The sequence below is a fragment of the Aureimonas pseudogalii genome (assembly GCF_014196835.1).
Taxonomy (GTDB): Bacteria; Pseudomonadota; Alphaproteobacteria; order Rhizobiales; family Rhizobiaceae; genus Aureimonas; species Aureimonas pseudogalii.
In genome coordinates this window covers 162,071-182,583 of sequence record NZ_JACIEK010000006.1, presented here as the reverse complement: position 1 = coordinate 182,583, position 20,513 = coordinate 162,071, and the positions used below count along the sequence as shown (strand labels likewise).

Below are 20,513 nucleotides of genomic sequence, written 5' to 3'. Positions count from 1 at the left end.
CTCGACGAGCTTCGAACCGACAGCCTTCGCGCCTACGCGCGTCTCACCGCATCCCTTCGCCACGCAAAGAGCCGAGCGCGCCGAGGCCGAGGCGAAGCTGCGCCCGCCGCGCGGCGAGACGCTTCTCTACCTCGACGGCGTCAACAAGACGTTCGACGGGTTCAAGGCGATCAACGACCTGTCGCTGGTGGTGGCGCGGGGCGAGATGCGGGCGATCATCGGCCCGAACGGCGCCGGCAAGACCACGATGATGGACATCATCACCGGCAAGACGCGGCCCGATTCCGGCGACGTCTATTTCAACGGCACCACGGACCTCACCCAGCACGACGAGGCCGACATCGCCTCGATGGGCATCGGCCGCAAGTTCCAGAAGCCCACCGTCTTCGAGAGCCACACGATCGAAGACAACCTGCGCCTCGCCATGACCGGCAGCCGATCGATCTTCACCGCGCTGCTGCATCGCAAGGGCGCGCAGGAGCGCGCGAAGATCGACGAGATCCTGGCGACGACGCGACTCGGGCCCAAGCGCCACACGCTCGCCGCCGATCTCAGCCACGGCCAGAAGCAGTGGCTGGAGATCGGCATGCTGCTGGCGCAGGACCCCGAACTCCTGCTCGTGGACGAGCCCGTGGCCGGCATGACCGACGCCGAGACCGAGGAGACCGCGCTACTGCTGCGCGAGATCGCCGAGACGCGCTCGGTGGTGGTGGTCGAGCACGACATGCATTTCGTGCGCGCGCTCGGCGTGAAGGTGACGTGTCTGCACGAGGGCCACGTCCTCGCCGAAGGTCCGCTCGATCAGGTCTCGGCCGATCCGCGCGTCGTCGAAGTCTATCTGGGGCGCTGAGCATGCTGACCGTATCCAACGTCGATCTCTACTACGGCGCGGCGCAAGCCCTGCGCGGCGTCTCGCTCTCGGCGAAAAAGGGCGAGATCACCTGCGTCCTCGGGCGCAACGGCGTCGGCAAGACGAGCCTGATGCGGGCGATCGTCGGCCAGCAGGGCATCCGACGCGGCGAGATCGCGCTCGGCGGCACCGACCTGAAGGGCGAGGCGCCCTATCGCCGGGCGCGGCGCGGCATCGGCTTCGTGCCGCAGGGGCGGGAGGTCTTCCCGCTGCTCACCGTGAAGGAGAATCTGCAGACCGGCTTCGCGCCGCTGAAGCGCGCGGATCGCACCGTTCCCGATCATGTCTACGAGCTGTTCCCGGTGCTGAAATCCATGCTCGGGCGGCGCGGCGGCGATCTCTCCGGCGGCCAGCAGCAGCAGCTCGCCATTGGCCGCGCGCTCGTGATGCGGCCTAACCTCCTGGTGCTGGACGAGCCCACGGAAGGCATCCAGCCCTCGATCATCAAGGATATCGGCCGCGCCATCCGCTTCCTCAAGGAGGAGGCGGGCATCGCGGTGCTGCTGGTCGAGCAGTATCTCGATTTCTGCCGGGAGCTGGCGGACAAGGTCTACATCATGGATCGAGGCCAGATCGTCTTCGAAGGCGTCGGCGCCGATCTCGACGATCCCGAGGTGCACAAGCATCTGACCGTCTGATCCGGCAGCCGCAGACGGCGCCTCGTGATCGTGGGTGACCGGAGAACTTTGCCGGCCATGGGTCGGCCGCGTTAACCGTTTGTTCGTCTATCCTGCACGCGGGCTGCGATATCGTCTATCAGACGAAACTTCTTCGCCACCGCTGCAGTCCGAGAGGCGACATATTGCTTCGAGCGTTCCGTTTTCGCCACGCCCACGGCGCTCGGCAGTCGGGCGGGTCCGAACTCCGGCTTCGGCAAGTTACGGCGCCCCGCCCCGCGGCCTCCGACCCGTCCGTAGCTCGGCGGATCGCGCTGCTACGGATCTGTCTGATCTGCGTCATCGTCTTCATTCATGTGCCGGTGCCCGGCGAATTTGCCGATCCGCGGAGCGGTGCGTTCGCGCTCATCCGCTCGATCCTGTGCGACGGCCTCTTTCGCGTCACGGTGCCGGTGCTCACCGCGATCTCGGGTTATCTCCTGTTTCGCTCCGGCCTCGATCGGCGTTGGGGCGACCTAGTCTCGCGCAAGTCACGGACCATCCTCCTGCCGCTGGTGGTCTGGAATCTGCCGCTGGTCGTCGCGCTCTATGTCGTCGAGGCGAGACACCTGACCGGCCACGCCTTCGTCGCGCCCGCCTATCCGTTCGACCTCGCGAACTGGATCGACATGACGCTCGGCCTCACCGCGCAGCCGGTGAACTACCCGCTCTACTTCCTCCGCGATCTTATCGTCCTCAGCTTCCTGGCGCCGCTCTTCGGCATGGCGCTTCGGCGTGCGCCCTGGTTCGGCCTCGCCGCCGTGACGCTCGTCTTCTACCCCGATCTCGACGGGCTGCTGGTCACGCGCGACACGATGGCGATCACCTTCTATCTCGGCGGCCTCGCGGCGACGCGGCGCTGGGACCTCACCGCCCTCGACCGGTTCTGGCCGGTCTGCTTCGGGCTTCTCGTCCTTGGCGCCACGTTGATCGGCACGCAATATCTCGCCGACATCCGCGGGTTCACGGCACTGGCGCCGCTCTTGGTCTGGCCGCTCACCGCAGCGGTGGTCGATCACCCCGCGGCACGCCGTCTGGCGGCGGCCTCGTCCGTGAGCTTCGCCGTCTTCGTCTCACACGCGCCGATCCTGCTGGCCTTCTGGCTGGTGTTCGAACGGTTCGGCACGGTCGGATCCTATCCGCTCTTCTGGCTGCTCGCTCCGCTCGCGGCGATCGGCGTCGCGGTCGGTGTGCGGACGATCCTCTACCGCGTCGCGCCGCGTTGCGCGGCGCTTGTCTACGGCGCCCGCTGATGGTCGAGGGGATGAATCCGGTGCGGACCTCGCATCTCGATGTCGGGGAGGGAGCGCGGGCGCTGTTGCGAAGCGTCGCGATCGCGGGCGCGGCGCTCGCAATCGTCGCCTTCGCGGTGTTCGCGCATACAGTGCATCCTGCCATCGCCATCGGCGGGACGGTGGTGATCTCGGCCGCGGCCTATCTCGGCAACCGGGCGCTCGCCGTCACGATGCTGCTGGCTGCGGCGCTGTTTCAGAACCTCGTCGTGTCGTTGGCTTCGCCCGAGATCACCGTCGGCGATTTCGATCTCGCGCGGGCCTACAGCTTCCTCATGCTCGCCACGATCTGGCCGCTGGCCTATGGGGAACACTGGATCCGGTTTCGGGGCCTCAGCGCGGCGACGGATCGCCACCTCCTCGTGACCAGCGCGGCGCTCGGTGCGATCGGGCTCTACCTGTTGATCGGCATGGTCTCCAGCCCGTCCTCGGCGGTGATCTACCTGCGCAACGTCGCGACGGGGCTTCTGCTCTACCAGATCGCGCTGATCGCCATGCGCCGCGAGACGCTGCGGCTGCAGACCGTCATCGCCATCCTCGCGGCGCTGGTGGCCGGGTGCGGCTATGTCGAACTGCTGTTTCGGGCGGAATGGCTGCGCTTCACCCAAGGCGAAGCCTATTGGGCGCTGTCGATGGCCGACGCGACGGTCACCTCCTACTGGGACAAGCAGGCGGCAGAAACGGGCGTCGTCATGCTCGGGCTGGTCGACACGTTCCGGATCACGCTCTTCAACACGCCGCTGCTGGCGGGGTTGGACATCCAGCTGTCCCGCCTCTTCGGCCCCAACATGCACGCGATCAGCTTCGGCTACGCGCTGGCCTTCCTCAGCGTCTATGCCCTGTTCACGGCGCGCTACGTCCTGGCCGCGGCGCTTGTGCCGCTTCTCGTGCTGACCAGCGTCAAGGGCGCCATCATCGTGGTTGCATCGACCGGTCTCGGCTGGGTTCTGTCCCGGCTGTTCGGCACCCGCCTCGCATTCGGATGCCTCGTCGCTCTGCTCGTCGTCTACTCCGCCGTCGGCATCGTCGTCGGTCGCCAGATCGGCGACTTCCACGTGCTCGGCCTGATGGGCGGCGTCTTCAACTTTCTCGAGTTTCCGATCGGCCATGGCCTCGGCGCGGGTGGAAATCTCAACATCGACTTCGCGACGCTGAACTGGCCGGAGTATCAGGCCGCCGGACGCACGCCGTTCGCGATGGAGAGCGCCGTCGGCGTGCTGCTCTACCAGATGGGTTTCTCCACCGCGTTCCTCCTTGGCGTCTATGTCTGGCTCGCATGGCGCACGACCCTCATCGCCGCGCGCACGCGCGATCCGCTGCATCTCGCGGTCGGTTTCGCGCTGCTGGCGATCGTCTTCAACGGCCTCTTCCAGGAAGAGGCGTTGTTCTCGCCGCTTGCGATCGGCTTGCCGCTCCTCCTTTGCGGCCTCATTCACGGCGCGACCTTTCGCACGAACGGCCTTTGACCATGAACCAGCTCTCCCAGACGCCGGCGCGGCCACGACTGCTCTTCGTCCAGACCCAGGCCGAAAACGCCGGCGCGCAGGAAATCTCGCGCCTCGTCGGCGAAGGGCTGCGCGCGCGCGGCTACGACGTCCACCACCTGTTTTTCTACAGGGTTACCGATGGATCGGACGCGCTGCCCAACGTCGTGTTCGTGTCGCGTGAGCGCCCTGCGGGGGCTTGGCGCTTCGCTCGCTTCCTCCTACGGCTTCGCGCCGCCATCCGCCGCGTGCGGCCGGACGTCGTGCTAACCTTCCAGCACTACGGAAACGTGCTCGCGGCGCCCGCCGCCCGGCTCGCCGGGGTGCCGCACGTCATCGCCAACCACGTTTCTGCGCGCGCGACCGTCAACGGCGTCGTCCGCCAACTCGACCGCGCGCTCGGCCTTGCTCGGATCTACGACCGCATCACCGTCAACTCGCACGATCTAGCGCGCGACTACGCTGCATACCCCGAGCGCTACCGCCGCCTCATCACGCACGTGCCGCACGGCTTCGAGGCCAAGACGACGGTGCTCGCTCAGGCCGGCGCGCGCCTCGCCTTCGGACTGCCAGTGGAGGCGTCGATCATCGGCTGCGTCTCGCGCCTTCATCCGCTGAAGCAGATAGACCATGCGATCCGCATTCTTCCCGCGCTGCCGGAGGTGCATCTGGCGGTGGCGGGGCAGGGTCCGGACGCGCCGAGGCTGGCTGCGCTGGCGCGCGAACTCGGCGTCGCCGACCGGTTCCACACGGTGGGCGAACTCCCGGCCTCGCGAATCGGAGCGTTTCTGCGAACGCTCGACCTCTTCGTCTTCACGACCGCCGCCGAGACCTTCGGCCTCGCGGCGGTGGAAGCCGCACAGGCCGGCGTGCCCGTGGTCGCCAACGACATTCCCGTGCTGCGCGAGGTTCTGGCGGTGGACGGCGCGCCGGCGGCGGCCTTCGTCCACACCGCGCGCACGTCCGACTTCGCCGCCGCGGTCGAAGCGCTTCTCGCGCGTCCCGAGGGGGCCGAAGCGCTTCGCGCGCGAGGTCGGCGCCTCGCCGAAAGCTATTCGCTCGATGCGATGATCGACGCCTACGAGGCGATGATCGTCGAGGCCGTTCTGCCGGAGGGGCGTTCTCGATGATCGTCGATCTCGTCGTCGATGCCGACGGCTTCTACCCTTGGATGCGGCGTCTCGCCGACGAACTCGCCATGACGCATGACGTCCGCGTTCGTCGGTCGGGCGGCGGCGAGCCGTTGCCCTCGGTGGTTGCGACGCTCCTGGCGCTGGAGGACATCGTCTATCGCCGGCAGACGCGGCGCCACCGCCGCCTTCCTGCCGAAGGTCTTACAAACGGCGATGCTGAAATCGCCGACGTGGCGCTGCTGCTCGGCCGCGAGCGCACGGTCTCGCCCGCACGCCTCGTGCTGCGGCCTCGGTTCGCCGGCGGCCTCGGCGATCTCGCGATCTTCGACGCGTTGCTGGCGGGGGTGTCGCCGCCCATCGTGATCGAGGACGTCGCGGGCGGCGTCGCCCTGTCGTCCGGCACGGCGTCTCTCGAAACCGCCGACTGCCTTCTCGCCGGTCTCGATTCGATCGGCTCACGCACGGCGCTGCTTCTGGAGCAAGCGATCCGGCGTCCGGCACCGCCTTCGCGCGCCGCAGCCTCGCTGCGTGCAGCGGACGCCATCGGACCCGCGCGCGCCGCGAAGTCGCTGGCGCGGGGACTGGCATCGCGTTCGGCCCGCGCGCTCTATCGCCTGTGCTGCCACGCCCCGCATTGGCGCATCGGCTGGCGGCTGACGGACGAGGACGTCTGGAGCCGTCGGGATCTCGGGGGCACGCGCTGGACAGCGCTGCCCGACCCCGGCCACCGCTTCTATGCCGACCCTTTCGCGATCGTCTGGCAGGGGCGGCACTTCCTGTTCTTCGAGGACCTCGACCACCGCACCGGCAAGGGAATCATCTCCTTCGCCGAGATCGTGGACGGGGTGCCGGGTCCGGTGACGCCGGTGCTGGAGGAGGCGTGGCACCTGTCCTATCCCTTCCTCTTCGAGCGGAACGGCGAGATCTTCATGATCCCGGAATCGTCGGCCTGCCGCGACGTGGCGGTGTACCGTGCGGTAGAATTTCCGCATCGCTGGGAGCGGCACGCGCAGCTTCTCTCCGGGGTCGAGGCGGCCGATGCGACGCTGGTGGAGCATGGCGACCGCTGGTGGATGTTCGCCGTGACTCGGCCGAACACGGGCGGCTATTCCGACACGTTGTCGATCTGGCACGCGCCCGATCCGTTCGGCCCCTGGCAAGCCCATGCCGGCAATCCGCTGCTGATCGATCCTGCGACGGCGCGGCCGGCGGGGCAATTCGTGCGGATCGGCGGGCAGCTCATGCGTCCGGTGCAGGACTGCACCGACGGCTACGGTGCGGCGCTCGGGCTGGCGTGCGTCGATCGGCTGGACGTCGAGGGTTTCTCGCAGACGGTGGAGACGATCCTTCGCCCCGGAACACATTGGCCGGGGCGAAAGCTCCACACGCTGAACAAGGCCGCGCGTCTCGAAGTCATCGACGGTTGTATCCTTCGCCCCAAGGTTCGGTCGATGGCAACGCTCGCCGATCGTTTCTATCGGCCGGATTGAAGCGAATCCGTATCATTTTAATCAAGCATCATTGAGGCGGGTCAGGCCTTCTAGGTATTAACCAGTTCTTAACTTCCAGGTTGTGATCGCTGCCCATTGCTTTACCCCATAGTTCGCTGCGGAGTGTCGTAAGCAAGTCGCGGGAGCGAACTGTTGGGTTTCATCGAACAGAATCTGGATGTGGCATCCGCCAAGCCTCTGCGGCGCAGGGCGGCTCTCGATCCCCATGCGCTGGCCAACTGGCCGACCGTCAATCTCGGCGGTCTTCCGGTGACCATCGCCGGACGCGAGGCGGTGGCACGGGGGTTCGTGTCGCACGTTCTGGCGCACCGCGAGAGCATGCAGCGGCCCTTCTACTCGACGTCGTCCAACGGCGAAGTGATTGCCCTCTGGAGCCGTGATTCCGAGATCTACCGCGACTTCCAGCAGGCCGACCACATCCTGGCGGACGGGATGCCGATGGTGTTCTATTCCCGCTACTTCACCGACACGCCGCTGCCCGAGCGGATCGCCACGACAGACCTGATCCACGACGTCGCCAGACTCTGCGTTCCCGAAGGGCTGAGTTTCTACTTCCTGGGCGCGACCGAGCGCGTCAACGAGCGGGCCGTCGAGGCGATGGAGCGTCTTCACCCGGGGCTGGTCTTCGCCGGTCGGCGAAACGGCTACTTCCGACCCGACGAGGAAGCCGACTTGGTGGACGAGATCAACGCCAGCCGCGCCGACATCCTGTGGGTGGGTATGGGCGTTCCGCTCGAGCAGCGCTTCATCCTGCGCAATCTCGATCGTCTGACCAACATCTCGGTTGTGAAGACCTGCGGCGGCCTGTTCGACTTTCTCTCCGGCGACCGGCCCCGTGCGCCCTACTGGATGCAGGCGACGGGCTTCGAATGGGCGTTCCGCGCCTGGCAAGAGCCGCTCCGTCTCGGCCCTCGCTACATCCGCACCAACGGAACCGCGCTGTGGCAGCTCTTCGTGAACTCGCGTTGACCGCCTCGATGCGCGCCTTCGCGTTTCCCCTCGCGCTCGCCGGCCTCGTCGCCGTGAGCCCCGCCATCGCTGCGGGAGACGCGACGGATCGCGATCGCTGCGCTGCGACCCGACCCTTCGCCAATCCCGCGGCAATCGCGGCGCTACGGGCCGGCGTGAACCTGCCGAACTGGGATGAGGACGGCACCGCGACCATCCCACGGAGCCGGACGCTGACGACGCTGCGCGAATGGGGCATGTCGCACATCCGCCTGCCCATCGACGACGAGCGCTTCGGGGGGGAACACGAGGGCGCCGAGCGCTATCTGGCGGCGCTTTCGGAGGAAATCGCCGAGTTGCAAAAGCTGGGCTTCTCCGTCTCGGTCGACCTGCATCCCGGCGCCCGCCTTGCCGATCTCTACGATCGCGATCCCGAGGCGGCGCTCCGTGCCGTCATGGCGCTTTGGACCGATCTCGCACCGATCGTCGGTCGGTTTGCGGCGAGCCAGACCTTCGCCGAGCTGCTGAACGAGCCGCCGACGAGCTTCGAGGTCTGGCGAGATCAGCTTCCCCGCCTGGCCCGGCACGTTCGCACGCTGCTGCCGCACCACACGATCGTCGCCGCGCCGTTCGGCCCGCAACGGCACGAGGCGCTGGACGCCATGATGCCGCTGGACGACGCCAACGTCGTCTATGCCATCCACTATTACGACCCCTTCGCCTTCACCCATCAAAGCGCGGACTGGGTGGACGCCAAGACGCTCGGGGTTCTCGCAGGGCTGCCCTATCCCAGCCCCGAGGGTGATCCTGCCATGGCGCGAATCCTGCGTGATCTCGACGCGCGCGGCGAGTCGGCGGCACGGATCGTGCTCTCGAACTCGCTTCTCGATGGCTGGACCGAAGCTTCGGTCGATCGAGCCTTCGATGCCATGGCCGCGTGGTCGCACCGCACCGGGGCACCGGTGATCGTCAACGAATTTGGTGTCTATTCGGGCGGTGCGCCGCGCGCGGCACGGCTCGCCTGGCTGTCCACCGTGGCGAAGGCCGCGGCCAGCCGGTGCATGGGATGGACGCACTGGGACTTCGAGGACGGCTTCGGCCTCGCCGACAAATCCACCGGCCGGCTCGATGCCGGGGTTCTCGATGCGCTGAGCGGCGGCCTCGCCGAGCCGCGGTCTGCGGGGTCGCGCCAACGGCCGGACGGTTCAATCGGCCGCATGAATTGACTACCCCGGGGCGACCGAAACCCATTCGGGCGCGGCGCTCCCACAACCGCCATCGAACGAGGGTCGAACCATGCGACCAGACTGGGAAAATCCGGACATCGGCCGCCTCGCGGGGCGTAGCGCGGCTTCGCGACCGGTGGTCGCGCGGCTCGACGTGCCGTCGCGGCCGCGCGCCGACGAGAGGGCAACCGGCGACGGCCTGCTCGCGCCATCCACCATGGCCCGCCATCTGCTTCGCTACTCGCCCGCGCTGATCGCGCTGACGCTGCTGCTGCTGGCGGGTTCGGTCGTGGCCTTCCGCCTCGTGCCGTTTCCCTACCGCTCGACGGCGATCGTCCTCGTCGATCCGCGCGAGCAGCGCGTGGCGCCGACGCAGGAGGTTCTGCCGGGCATCGGCGGCAACGCCCAGACGCTGGAGAGCGTGGTGCAGGTCGTGCAGTCGAGCGGGTTCCTCTCGAACGTCGTGTCCGGCCTGGACGTGACGGCCGATCCCGAACTGGTGAACGAACGAACGCTCGACCCGCGCAGCCAACTGCAGGCCTTCCGTGACCGGTTGACCGTGGAGCGACGGGGCGCGACCTATCTCGTCGACATCTCCTACAAGTCGTCGGATCCCGAGCGGGCGGCCTTCTACGCCAACGCGGTCGCCGAGGCTTTCGTGACGAGCGAGAACGCTTCGCAGAACACCGCCGCATCGCGCGCCGCGGCCTCGCTGTCCGGGCGGCTCGACGGCCTGCGCACGAACCTTCGGCGGTCGGAAGAGGCCGTAGCCGCCTTCAAGGTGCGCTCGGGCATGGTGGATGTCGGCGCCAACAGCACGCTGGCGCAGCGCGAGATCGGCGAACTCGGAGCCCAACTCACAGTCGCCCGGGCCGCCACCGACGCCGCCCGGGCGCGGGCCGAAAACCTTGCGTCGCCGACCGCCGGCGGCGATGCCGCGACGAGCGAGCTGACGCTTCTGCGCCGCGAGCAGGCGGATCTCTCGCGCACCCTGGCCGAGCTCACGCAGACCTATGGCGCCCGCCACCCGCGGATCGTCGACCTGCGCTCGAAGCTGCGCGCGCTCGACCGACAGATCGACACCGAACGCAGCCTCGTGGGCCTGTCGCTGCGCAAGCAGTTCGACGTCGCCGAGCAGCAGCAGAGCGGCCTCGAACGCCGTCTGGCGCAACTCGTCGGGCAGGCGGGCAAGACCGATCAGGCACAGGTGCAGTTGTCCGATCTCGAACGGCAGGCCGCCTCCGACCGGCAGATCTACGAGCAGTATCTCGCCCAGTACAAGTCCGTGGACGAGCAGCGGCTGATGACTTCGAACGACGTGCGCATCGTCTCGCCCGCGGTGCCGCCGTTGAAATCGACCCGACCGAGCATGGTCCTGGTCGGCGGCGTCTTCGCCTTCGCCAGCCTCGTCCTCGCCACGTTGATCGTCCTTCTGCCGCCGGCTCTTCGCGGGCGCTTCTCCCGGCCTGCAGCGTCCTGATCTTCGCATTTGCCGAGCTTTCGAGACGTTAACTGCACTTCCATGAAGTCTCGGCAGATCACGGCGCCCGTCGCCGAACTCTGATACTGTCCATTCAGCGCTTATTAACTTTCCTCGCCTGTCGAGGCCGGGCCTTGCCCGCCTCCGTCAGCCACCGGTACGAACGATCGGAGGATCACGATGAATTCCATGGCCCCCACGAAGGATCTGCTCGCGGATTGGCAGCCCCGCCACGCGCAGCTGTTCGGCCACCACACGATCAAGCTGCAGCACCGGCTGGCCGAGACCGGACTGTTCACGCGCGAGGCGCTCGGGCGGCTGATCGAGCGCTGCCCGCGCGATCACTACGGCATCCTCTCGATGGGCCTCGACAAGACGCGCTCGGAAAAGATCCACGGCGAGATCGGCGACTGCAGCGGCCTTGAGGTCATCGAGGCCATCGAGAAGGGCCGGATGTGGCTCAACATCCGCCGCGTCATGGACTTCGATCCGGAATACCGCACACTGCTCGACCGCGTCTTCGCCGAGTTCGAGGCGCGCGTTCCCGGCCTCAAGACTTCGAAGCGCAACATCGGCGTGCTCGTGTCCTCGCCCAACGCGCAGGTCTACTACCACGCCGACATCCAGGGCCAGTCGCTCTGGCAGATCTCGGGCGCCAAGCGGGTCTTCCTCTACCCGGCCACGGACGTCTTCATTCCGCCGTCGAGCATCGAGAAGATCCTGCTGCGCGAGACCGACGAGGACGTGCTCTACAAGCCCTGGTTCGACGAATACGCATCGGTGATCGATCTGACGCCGGGCGAGATGTTGACCTGGCCGCTCTACGCGCCGCACCGCGTCGAGAACCACGACTGCCTCAACATCTCCGTGACCATGGAGCACTGGACGAAGGAGATCTGGAACGCCTACGCCGTGCATTACGGAAACGGCGTGATGCGCCGCACGCTGAAGGTCGGCAATCCCTCCACCCGCACCACCGGCCTCGGCGTCTACCCCAAAGCGGCCTCGGCCTTTGCCTGGAAGAAGCTCGGTCGCGAGACCCAGGGCGAAGTGGTGAAGACGAGGGGATTCCGGGTCGATCCGACGTCGCCGCACGGTGTCGAGTTCTACCGATGAGCCTCTACGCCGCGACGCCCGAGGCGGCGACTCGGCCCGCGACGCTGGCGAACGCCTTTCGGCTGGATCGCGTCCCCGCCGTTTCGGACGCGACGATCGAGGTCGAGCCGAACTTCGACTTTTTGTCTCCGGCCTATGGCCAGCTGTTCGCGGGCTCCGCGGCGACGGCGTTCCAGTCCCCCCTCTGGATGGATCGCCTGCATCGCCAGCTCGCGCCGGCCGTGGGCGCTCAAGCCCTCACGATCGTCGTCCGAGAGCGGCAAACCGGCGAGCTTCTCGCCGTGCTGCCCTTCATGCTTCAGCGCAAGATGGGCATCACCATCGTCCAGCCCGCCGATTTCGGCGTCTGCGACTACAACAGCGTGGTCGCCTCCACGGACGCCTTCGAACGGCTGGCGGCGGACCCGGACGTGCGGGCGCGGCTGCGTGCGCTTCTCGTTCCCGGCAGTCTGCTGATCTTTCGCAAGATCCGCGCCGATGGGCTCGACATTCGGCGGCTGTTTCCCGAAGGGCAGCAGACGCTCAATGAGAACGCGGCGTTCCACAGCGAGATCGGCGACGATTTCGAGGAATGGCGCCGCCGTACGCTGAAGAAGAAGTTCTCCAAGGAGTTGAACCGACTGGCGCGCCAGATCGAGCGCGACATCGGGCCCTACGAGCACCGCGCCGCCACGAGCGAGGTCGAGATCCGCGAAGCGTTCGCGTTCGCCCGCACCGTTCGCACCGGAAAGTTCGACGACGATCTCTTCCTTCGCGATGCCTACTACGACTTCTATCTCGGCTTCGCGATCGAGGGCGCCGCCAGCGGCGAGGCGGTCACCTACGTCAGCCGCATCGCCGGAAAGCCCGTGGCGATGCTCTTCGGGCCCGCGGGCGACGGCGTCTTCCATGCCGTCGTCACCGCGTCGGACACGAGCGAACTCAACAAGTTCTCGCCGGGTCTTCAGATCCTGTATCAGATGATCCGACAGCGCTTCGACGAAGGCCATCGCTTGTTCGACATGGGCCTCGGCAACACGGGCTACAAGTCGCAGTTCCGAGTCGAGGAAACGCCGATCTACAATCTCACGCTGGCGCGCAGCCTTGCGGGTCATACGGTGTCGCAGGTCTATCACCGTGCCAAGCCCGTCAAGAACCTTCTCCGGCGCTTCGTTCCGCAGGTCCGCTGAACGATGGGCCGGCGCGTCCGGCCCGTCTCCCACTTGAACGAGCGACCATGACCCTCACGCTTCTCGCCGACCGTGCCGCCGACTGGGCTCGTCGCCCCGCCATTCGCGGCATCGTCGGCGTCGTGCTGTTGAAGGCGGGCATCATCGCCTTCAACTTCGCTCTGATTTTCCTCGCGGCTCGGCTGCTCGGCGCCCACGACTTCGGCACCTATTCGCTGCTGTTCAGCGCCGCGGGCCTCTGCTGCGTCGCCGCCACCTTCGGCCAGCAGATGCTGGTGATGCGATCCTGGAGCGAGTACGGCGCGACGCGCGACGCGGGCCTTCTGAAAGGCGCGCTGTTCTTCAGCACCGCGGTCTGCGGCATGGGTGCCCTGCTCGTCGGCTTGGGCTTCGTGGCGGTGGTCGGCGACGTCGGGTCGGCGGTGTGGCCCGTCGCCGCCTATGCCGTGCTGCTGACGCTCGTCCTCTACACCTCGCATCTCGTGCGCTCGGCCGTCGGAGTCGGGCGGGGCGACGGCTACGCGAACATCGCGGCATCGCTGCCGCCCGTAGCGTTTCTCGCCTTCTGCTGGTGGAGCGGCGGTCGGGCCGATCTCCTCTGGACCTTCACCTTCTTCGCGGCAGGCCTCGCCATCGCACTCGTCGTCCACATGGCGTCGATGCAGCGAGTCCTTTCGGCGCGACCCGGTTTCGGATCCGCCGCGCCGCAACTGGATTTGCGCTCATGGGCGCCGCGCTCCTGGAAGCTCTGGCTGTCCTCGATGCTGGAGGCGGCCAACCAGTATCTCGACGTGCTGCTCATCGGGTGGTTGCTGAGCCCCTCGGTGGCGGGCGCGTACTTCGTGACGACACGTCTTGCGAACGCCTTCGCAACGGCCTCCGACGCTCTTAATATGTTTTCCACGCGGCACATTCCCGACCTGCACTTCCGCAAGGACCGGGCGGCTCTCGCAAGCCTCCTCAATTCCGTCGCGGCGATGACGGCTCTGATGATCGCGGTGGGTCTGCTCGGCCTTGTCGTCGGCGGGCGCTGGCTGCTCGCCGCCTTCAACCCGGACTATGCCGATTACTATCAAGCGCTGATCGTGCTCTCGGTCGGCACCGCAGCCGCCGCGGCCGCTGGTCCATCCGCCTCCGTCCTGATGCTGACGGGCCACGAGGGGCGCTACCTCGCGATCATGGCTCTTTCGATCGCCCTTCGCGCCGCCGGCTTCCTCGCCCTCATCCCGTCCTTCGGCCTGATGGGCGCCGTGTTCGCGACGGCGCTATCCTTCACCATCACCGCGTGGCTGCTCGCACAGTCGTCGCGAACGCTGGCCTGCATGGACTGTTCGGTCACGCGGCTGGCGCATCCGCGAACGCTCTGACCACAGGCTGCCGAAACGATTTCGAGGACGAGGCGATCAGTCGTCGTTCGCTGTGGTCAGGTCTTCCGGCCGCGTCCCGTGTTCGGGTGTCCGGCCGAGATGGCCCGACTGCTCGAGGTAGGCTGACAGGATCGACGCGATCGCATGTTGGCGCGACGACATCGCGTTGGCAGCCGCGTAGTCGTCCAACGCACGTTCGACTTCGGACGGGATTTCGATCGCGATCGGCATCGAAGAACCTCGGCATTCACGGATATTCGGAAAGCTGACGCCGAAGCGTCGCGGACGAAGGCCTAGTATTGCTCGTAGCGATCTGGACCTCGATAGGAAGGTCCGTAGCGGTAGGGGCGGCGGTCGTCATACCGTCCGCGATCGAAACGCGGCCCGTCGTGAAACCGACGCTCCAGGCGACGCTCGCGGTAGGCAGCGCGACGATCGTAGCGTGGCCCGTCGCGGTAGATCGGCGGCCGGACATAGCGGGGTCCGGCCCGGTATAGCGAATCGCGAGCATAGACTGGGCCGTCGTAGACCCGCGGCCCGCGGTAACCATCGATGCGACCGATGGGGGCCGGGTAGGGGGAATAGCCGCCATAACCGTAGATCGGCCCCTCCGACACGCAGCCAGTGAGACCGACGAGAACCATTCCCAAAACGAGCAGACGCGCCATGACGTTCTCCTAACTCTGCGGAAGGAAATGGAGGGCCAACGGCGTTCGTCCATCGTTCGGCGCAACGATAGCTCACGCAATCCTGGCAAGCGGACGGAAGAGCTCTCGGCCTTCCGTAACGCCAATCTCAGGATAGCGACCAAAGCGGCCAATGTTCAGGACACGTGAGCCATGAAGCAGATGATAGAGCTGAATCCATGCGGGGAATGGTGGGCGATGACAGGCTCGAACTGCCGACATCCTCGGTGTAAACGAGGCGCTCTACCAACTGAGCTAATCGCCCGACGGGCAAGCCAATAGGCGAGGCGAGGGCGGAACGCAAGCCGGTGTTCGCTGAGAAGAAGGCGGACGAGTGCGACGTCCCGATTCGCCCTTCGATCACGCGCGCAGTCGTGAGAGAGACCGTCGAAACCCCGCTCTCCAGACGTTTTCCGGCCTGTGACAAATGGCGGTTGACAGGGGTAGGGGCAGCCCGTAAACGACCAACCATGCCGCCGACGGAAACGCCGACGGCACCAAGCGCGGGTGTAGCTCAGTTGGTTAGAGTGCCGGCCTGTCACGCCGGAGGTCGCGGGTTCGAGCCCCGTCACTCGCGCCATTTTTTCGATTGGTCAAATTGACCGTTGAGAAGATGATTGTGACAAAAATCCCTTTTAGGGATCGAGGCGAGACTTCGCTCAGGCGAAGGAAAAGTGCGCGGGTGTAGCTCAGCTGGTTAGAGTGCCGGCCTGTCACGCCGGAGGTCGCGGGTTCGAGCCCCGTCACTCGCGCCATTCTTGGTGCACTTCCTTATTTGGCGAGCTGATAGAGCCAAATCGCGCGATTTCTGCATCGATGCGGCGCGCTGCGGAGCCAACGATCGGGCTGGACGATACGCGACAATAGGGCGGGCGCGGGTCAGTCTGTCGCCTTGCGTCGTTCTTAGGAAGAGTCTAATCCTCGCCGCAACAGCGAAGGATCGCGTGGCCGTCGGTCGGTGCCGAAGCCTTTCCGGTCCGACGTTTCGACTGCAACCCGAACTGACACGTCCATGTCCTTGCGCAGCCGATGGTCTGTGGGGCGGGCGATGCGGAGACGCTGGCTTTGAACGAGCTTCTGGGATCCTACCTGCCCATCGTCATCTTCGTCGGTGTCGCGCTTTTCATCGGGCTGGCACTGCTCGTCTCGCCGTTCCTGCTCGCCTTCAAGGCACCGGACGACGAGAAGCTATCCGCCTACGAATGCGGCTTCGACGCGTTCGACGATTCTCGCATGAAGTTCGACGTCCGATTCTACCTCGTGTCGATTCTGTTCATCATCTTCGATCTCGAAGTGGCGTTCCTGTTCCCTTGGGCTGCATCGTTCGGCGAGCTCGGATGGGCCGGCCTCTGGTCAATGATGGTGTTCCTCGGCGTGCTGACGATCGGCTTCGTATACGAATGGAAGAAAGGTGCCCTGGAATGGGATTGAGCCCCGTGTCGACACCCTTCGCCTCCCGATCCGATCTCCAGGTCGCGCCCGCTGCCGACCCGTTCGTGACCGACGTCAACGACGAACTGGCCGACAAGGGCTTCATCGTCACCTCGACTGAGGATCTCATCCAGTGGGCGCGCACAGGCTCGCTGATGTGGATGACGTTCGGTCTCGCCTGCTGCGCGGTCGAGATGATGCAGATGTCCATGCCGCGCTATGACGGCGAGCGCTTCGGCTTCGCGCCGCGCGCCTCGCCGCGTCAGTCCGACGTGATGATCGTGGCGGGAACGTTGACCAACAAGATGGCCCCGGCGCTGCGCAAGGTCTACGACCAGATGCCGGAGCCGCGCTACGTTATCTCGATGGGCTCCTGCGCCAACGGCGGCGGCTACTACCACTATTCCTATTCGGTGGTACGGGGCTGCGACCGTGTGGTGCCGGTTGATATCTACGTTCCCGGATGTCCGCCGACCGCGGAGGCTCTGCTGTACGGCGTGCTGCTTCTGCAGAAGAAGATCCGTCGTCTCGGAACGATCGAGCGCTGAGGGCGGGATGAACGAGCTGTCTGAATTCCTCGCCGAATCGCTGGGCGCCAAGCTTCTGTCGAGCACGACGACCTTCGGCGAGCTGACCCTGGTGGTCGCGGCGGCCGACATCGTCGAGATCGCGACGTTCCTGCGCGACGATCCGCAGTGCCAGTTCAAGTCTTTCGTCGACATCTGCGGCGTGGACTACCCGCAGCGGGTGGATCGGTTCGAGGTGGTCTACCATCTCCTGTCCCCCCGCTTGAACCATCGAGTCCGGATCAAGGTTCGTACGGGCGAAGACGCGCCCGTACCGTCTCTCACCGGCGTCTTCGCGGGCGCTGACTGGTTCGAGCGCGAGGCCTACGATCTCTACGGCATTCTCTTCACCGGGCATCCCGACCTGCGCCGGATTCTCACCGACTACGGGTTCGAAGGCCATCCACTGCGCAAGGACTTTCCCCTCACGGGGTTCGTCGAGGTTCATTACGACGAGCAGTTGAAGCAGGTGGTCTACGAGCCGGTCGAGCTTCGGCAGGAGTTCCGCAATTTCGACTTCCTGTCGCCGTGGGAGGGTACGGACTACGTGCTGCCCGGCGACGAGAAGGCGAAGGCGAACTGAGGTCGGCGGTGTCCGGGTCCGTGCGAACCGGCGGTTGTCTCTGCGGAAGCGTCCGCTTCGAAGCGTCGCCGCTGCGCCAGGAAATGGACGCCTGCCATTGTTCGATGTGTCGCCGCTGGAGCGGCGGCGTCTTCATGGCGGTGCCGTGCGGCGACGGCGTGACGTTCCAGTCCGCTGCGACGCTCGGCATCTACCAGTCGTCGGACTATGGCGAGCGGCTGTTCCGCCGGAACTGCGGGTCGAGCCTGATTTGGCGCCTTCAGGACGGTTCGGCAACTGCGGTCGCCCTGCAGGCCTTCGATGACTTGTCCGGCTTCGTCTTTGTGGAGGAGATCTTCGTGGACGATAAGCCGGATCACTACGCCTTCGCGAACGAGACACGAAAGCGGACGGGTGCCGAGGTCATGGCGCAGTTCGCAAACGAACAAGGGGCCTGACCCGTGGCCGAGATCGACGTCCGCAACTTCAACATCAATTTCGGCCCGCAGCATCCGGCGGCGCACGGGGTGCTCCGTCTCGTGCTGGAACTCGACGGCGAGAATGTCGAACGGGTCGATCCGCATATCGGCCTGCTGCATCGCGGCACCGAGAAGCTGATCGAGCAGAAGACCTATCTGCAGGCGATCCCGTATTTCGATCGCCTCGACTACGTCGCGCCGATGAACCAGGAACACGCGTTCTGCCTCGCCATCGAGCGGCTGGCAGACGTCGACGTGCCGATTCGCGGGCAGTTGATCCGCGTCCTCTATTGCGAGATCGGCCGCATCCTCTCGCACCTTCTCAACGTCACCACGCAGGCGATGGACGTCGGTGCCTTGACCCCGCCGCTTTGGGGCTTCGAGGAGCGTGAGAAGCTGATGGTCTTCTACGAGCGCGCCAGCGGCGCGCGACTGCATGCAGCCTATTTCCGTCCTGGCGGCGTCCATCAGGATCTGACGCCGCAATTGGTCGACGACATCGGAGCGTGGTGCGACCCGTTCCTGAAGGCATTGGCCGACATCGACGAGTTGCTGACCGAGAATCGCATCTTCAAGCAACGCAACGTCGACATCGGCGTGGTGGATCTCGACGACGCATGGGCTCTCGGCTTCTCCGGCGTGATGGTGCGGGGGTCTGGCGCGGCGTGGGACCTGCGCAAGTCGCAGCCCTACGAGTGCTACGACCAGATGGAATTCGACATTCCCATCGGCAAGAACGGCGACTGCTACGACCGCTACCTCATCCGCATGGAAGAGATGCGCCAGTCCACCTACATCATGAAGCAGTGCCTCGAGCGGTTGGCCGGCAAGGACAGGGCAGGGCCGATCTCCTCGACCGAGGGCAAGGTCGTGCCGCCCAAGCGCGGGCAGATGAAGCGTTCGATGGAGGCGCTGATCCACCACTTCAAGCTCTACACGGAGGGCTTCCACGTTCCCGAGGGCGAGATCTATGCGGCGGTCGAGGCGCCGAAGGGCGAGTTCGGCGTGTATCTCGTGGCCGACGGTACGAACAAGCCGTATCGCTGCAAGATCAAGGCGCCTGGCTTCGCCCATCTTCAGGCGATGGATTTCCTCTGCCGCAACCACATGCTCGCGGACGTTTCGGCTATTCTTGGATCGTGCGACATCGTGTTCGGCGAGGTCGATCGCTAATTCGATACGCACGTCTCGGTTGCGAGACGGGCGGGCTCGATAGGGCCATTGTCCGACAGTGTACGGCGCATCGCCGGTCGCTGGCGTTTTGTGCAGTCTATGTTAGAACGCGCCGCAGCATGGAAATGCTGGAACCGTTCTGAAATCGAGGTCCGATGTCCGTCAGACGTCTTGCGGAAGAGTCCGTCCAGCCGAAGGCTTTCGCGTTCTCGGAAGAGAATGCCGGATGGGCTGAAGCCGTGATCCGCAAATATCCAGAAGGTCGCCAGCAGTCGGCCGTCATCCCCCTTCTGATGCGGGCGCAGGAGCAGGATGGCTGGGTGACGAAGGCTGCCATTGAGCACGTCGCCGACAAGCTGCGCATGCCGATGATCCGCGTGCTGGAGGTCGCCACCTTCTATACGCAGTTCCAGCTCAAGCCGGTGGGTAGGCGCGCTCACGTTCAGGTTTGTGGCACGACGCCGTGCATGCTTCGCGGCTCGGATGCGCTGAAGGACGTTTGTCGCCAGCACATTCATCCCGAGCCTTTCCATCTCAACGAGAGCGGCACGCTATCCTGGGAAGAGGTCGAGTGCCTGGGCGCCTGCGTGAATGCGCCGATGGTGATGATTTTCAAGGACACCTACGAGGATCTGACCGGCGAGCGTCTGGCCGAGATCATCGAGGCGTTCGACAAGGGCGAGGGCGCATCGGTACGCAAGGGTCCGCAGATCGACCGTCATCTCTCGGTGCCGGCCAGCGGGCTGACGACGCTCAACACGTTCGGCGATGATGACGACGTCGGCGATGCCGGCGGAACCCGGCCGTCGTCTTCGGCTCCGGTGGATGGTGCCGCGACACCCTCGCAGGCTGGCCGTGTCGACACCAACGCAGCCGAGACCGATCCTCGCATCGAGGTGCCCGGCAAGGCCAGCGCGTCGGAGTCCCGCGTCGCGCAGACTGCCGAGACGAAGGGAAATCCGGCCGAGGGAGCCGAGCGACAGGGTTCCGGCGAAACGGGCGGAACGAAGCAGGGGCCGACCGGACAAGTCGAACGCGACGAGGCCGAGTTCGGCGCGGCGTCGGGTTCGCTCGACGGCAAGCCTCGATCGGACGGACCTTTGGCCGACAAGGGCGAAGCGGCGGAGAGCGCAGTTGTCGACGAGCGCAAGTTCGTCGGCGACGAGAAGCGGACGGCGCCGGCAGGTCAGGATCTGTCGAACCGCGAAAGCGGTGCGAAGGACACGCTCGATAGCGAGCGCGTCGGGACCTCGGACACGACCGAGGGCGGCGCGCCGCCGAAGCGTCCGGTCGGCGACGACGCCGGCAAGTTGGATTGAGGCGG

At 66.0% G+C, this 20,513-nt stretch carries 20 protein-coding genes and 3 tRNA genes; 20 read left to right on the top strand and 3 right to left on the bottom strand.

Annotated features, from left to right (window positions below):
• Positions 1-97: 97 nt before the first annotated feature.
• The 12 genes from urtD (at position 98) to GGR04_RS12960 (ending at position 14,292) form a co-directional block, all read left to right on the top strand.
• Positions 98-850, top strand: a complete 753-nt coding sequence (urtD, locus tag GGR04_RS13015; RefSeq protein ID WP_376769860.1) for an urea ABC transporter ATP-binding protein UrtD — start codon at positions 98-100, stop codon at positions 848-850.
• 2 nt (positions 851-852) lie between these two features.
• Positions 853-1,548, top strand: coding sequence for an urea ABC transporter ATP-binding subunit UrtE (gene urtE / locus GGR04_RS13010; protein WP_183200313.1), 696 nt, complete (start codon positions 853-855; stop codon positions 1,546-1,548).
• Between the two features lie 164 nt (positions 1,549-1,712).
• Entirely contained in the window at positions 1,713-2,819 is a 1,107-nt protein-coding gene (locus GGR04_RS13005; RefSeq protein ID WP_183200312.1) for an acyltransferase family protein, read from the top strand.
• Between the two features lie 20 nt (positions 2,820-2,839).
• Positions 2,840-4,324, top strand: a complete 1,485-nt coding sequence (locus tag GGR04_RS13000) for a hypothetical protein (RefSeq protein ID WP_183200311.1) — start codon at positions 2,840-2,842, stop codon at positions 4,322-4,324.
• A 2-nt stretch (positions 4,325-4,326) separates the two neighbouring features.
• Positions 4,327-5,472, top strand: coding sequence for a glycosyltransferase family 4 protein (locus tag GGR04_RS12995; protein ID WP_183200310.1), 1,146 nt, complete (start codon positions 4,327-4,329; stop codon positions 5,470-5,472).
• Complete coding sequence (locus GGR04_RS12990) at positions 5,469-6,965, top strand: glucosamine inositolphosphorylceramide transferase family protein (protein ID WP_183200309.1); 1,497 nt, start codon at positions 5,469-5,471, stop codon at positions 6,963-6,965. The genes GGR04_RS12995 and GGR04_RS12990 overlap by 4 nt, the downstream gene beginning before the upstream one ends.
• Before the next feature lie 153 nt (positions 6,966-7,118).
• On the top strand, positions 7,119-7,955 hold the full coding sequence (locus GGR04_RS12985; RefSeq protein WP_281383094.1) for a WecB/TagA/CpsF family glycosyltransferase: 837 nt from the start codon (positions 7,119-7,121) through the stop codon (positions 7,953-7,955).
• Positions 7,928-9,160 carry a glycoside hydrolase family 5 protein gene (locus GGR04_RS12980; RefSeq protein WP_183200308.1) on the top strand — a complete coding sequence of 411 codons (1,233 nt, stop codon included), beginning with the start codon at positions 7,928-7,930 and terminating at the stop codon, positions 9,158-9,160. The genes GGR04_RS12985 and GGR04_RS12980 overlap by 28 nt, the downstream gene beginning before the upstream one ends.
• Before the next feature lie 70 nt (positions 9,161-9,230).
• Positions 9,231-10,640, top strand: a complete 1,410-nt coding sequence (locus GGR04_RS12975; RefSeq protein ID WP_183200307.1) for a GumC family protein — start codon at positions 9,231-9,233, stop codon at positions 10,638-10,640.
• A 189-nt stretch (positions 10,641-10,829) separates the two neighbouring features.
• Positions 10,830-11,756, top strand: coding sequence for a cupin-like domain-containing protein (locus GGR04_RS12970; RefSeq protein WP_210291780.1), 927 nt, complete (start codon positions 10,830-10,832; stop codon positions 11,754-11,756).
• The gene (locus GGR04_RS12965; protein ID WP_183200305.1) at positions 11,753-12,925 is read left to right on the top strand and encodes a GNAT family N-acetyltransferase; all 1,173 of its coding nucleotides are present in this window, start codon (positions 11,753-11,755) and stop codon (positions 12,923-12,925) included. The genes GGR04_RS12970 and GGR04_RS12965 overlap by 4 nt, the downstream gene beginning before the upstream one ends.
• A 47-nt stretch (positions 12,926-12,972) precedes the next feature.
• Complete coding sequence (locus GGR04_RS12960) at positions 12,973-14,292, top strand: lipopolysaccharide biosynthesis protein (RefSeq protein WP_183200304.1); 1,320 nt, start codon at positions 12,973-12,975, stop codon at positions 14,290-14,292.
• A gap of 36 nt (positions 14,293-14,328) precedes the next feature.
• Here GGR04_RS12960 and GGR04_RS12955 read toward each other — a convergent pair whose 3' ends face one another.
• The 3 genes from GGR04_RS12955 to GGR04_RS12945 form a co-directional block, all read right to left on the bottom strand.
• Positions 14,329-14,523 carry a hypothetical protein gene (locus GGR04_RS12955; RefSeq protein ID WP_183200303.1) on the bottom strand — a complete coding sequence of 65 codons (195 nt, stop codon included), beginning with the start codon at positions 14,521-14,523 and terminating at the stop codon, positions 14,329-14,331.
• Positions 14,524-14,585: 62 nt separating this feature from the next.
• On the bottom strand, positions 14,586-14,960 hold the full coding sequence (locus GGR04_RS12950; protein ID WP_183200302.1) for a hypothetical protein: 375 nt from the start codon (positions 14,958-14,960) through the stop codon (positions 14,586-14,588).
• A 207-nt stretch (positions 14,961-15,167) separates the two neighbouring features.
• Positions 15,168-15,243: transfer RNA gene (locus GGR04_RS12945), tRNA-Val, on the bottom strand.
• A gap of 238 nt (positions 15,244-15,481) precedes the next feature.
• Here GGR04_RS12945 and GGR04_RS12940 point away from each other — a divergent pair.
• The 8 genes from GGR04_RS12940 to nuoE all read left to right on the top strand — a co-directional run bounded on the left by GGR04_RS12940 (position 15,482) and on the right by nuoE (position 20,508).
• Positions 15,482-15,558, top strand: a tRNA-Asp gene (locus GGR04_RS12940).
• Positions 15,559-15,656: 98 nt separating this feature from the next.
• Positions 15,657-15,733, top strand: a tRNA-Asp gene (locus GGR04_RS12935).
• Between the two features lie 310 nt (positions 15,734-16,043).
• Positions 16,044-16,409 carry an NADH-quinone oxidoreductase subunit A gene (locus tag GGR04_RS12930; RefSeq protein ID WP_183200301.1) on the top strand — a complete coding sequence of 122 codons (366 nt, stop codon included), beginning with the start codon at positions 16,044-16,046 and terminating at the stop codon, positions 16,407-16,409.
• Entirely contained in the window at positions 16,400-16,957 is a 558-nt protein-coding gene (locus GGR04_RS12925) for a NuoB/complex I 20 kDa subunit family protein (RefSeq protein WP_210291779.1), read from the top strand. The genes GGR04_RS12930 and GGR04_RS12925 overlap by 10 nt, the downstream gene beginning before the upstream one ends.
• A 7-nt stretch (positions 16,958-16,964) precedes the next feature.
• The gene (locus GGR04_RS12920; RefSeq protein ID WP_183200299.1) at positions 16,965-17,558 is read left to right on the top strand and encodes an NADH-quinone oxidoreductase subunit C; all 594 of its coding nucleotides are present in this window, start codon (positions 16,965-16,967) and stop codon (positions 17,556-17,558) included.
• Positions 17,559-17,566: 8 nt separating this feature from the next.
• Positions 17,567-17,995 carry a GFA family protein gene (locus GGR04_RS12915; RefSeq protein WP_446680274.1) on the top strand — a complete coding sequence of 143 codons (429 nt, stop codon included), beginning with the start codon at positions 17,567-17,569 and terminating at the stop codon, positions 17,993-17,995.
• A 3-nt stretch (positions 17,996-17,998) separates the two neighbouring features.
• Positions 17,999-19,189 (top strand): NADH-quinone oxidoreductase subunit D, encoded by a 1,191-nt coding sequence (locus GGR04_RS12910; protein ID WP_183200298.1) that lies wholly within the window; start codon positions 17,999-18,001, stop codon positions 19,187-19,189.
• A gap of 155 nt (positions 19,190-19,344) precedes the next feature.
• Positions 19,345-20,508 (top strand): NADH-quinone oxidoreductase subunit NuoE, encoded by a 1,164-nt coding sequence (gene nuoE / locus GGR04_RS12905; protein ID WP_183200297.1) that lies wholly within the window; start codon positions 19,345-19,347, stop codon positions 20,506-20,508.
• Positions 20,509-20,513 lie beyond the last annotated feature (5 nt).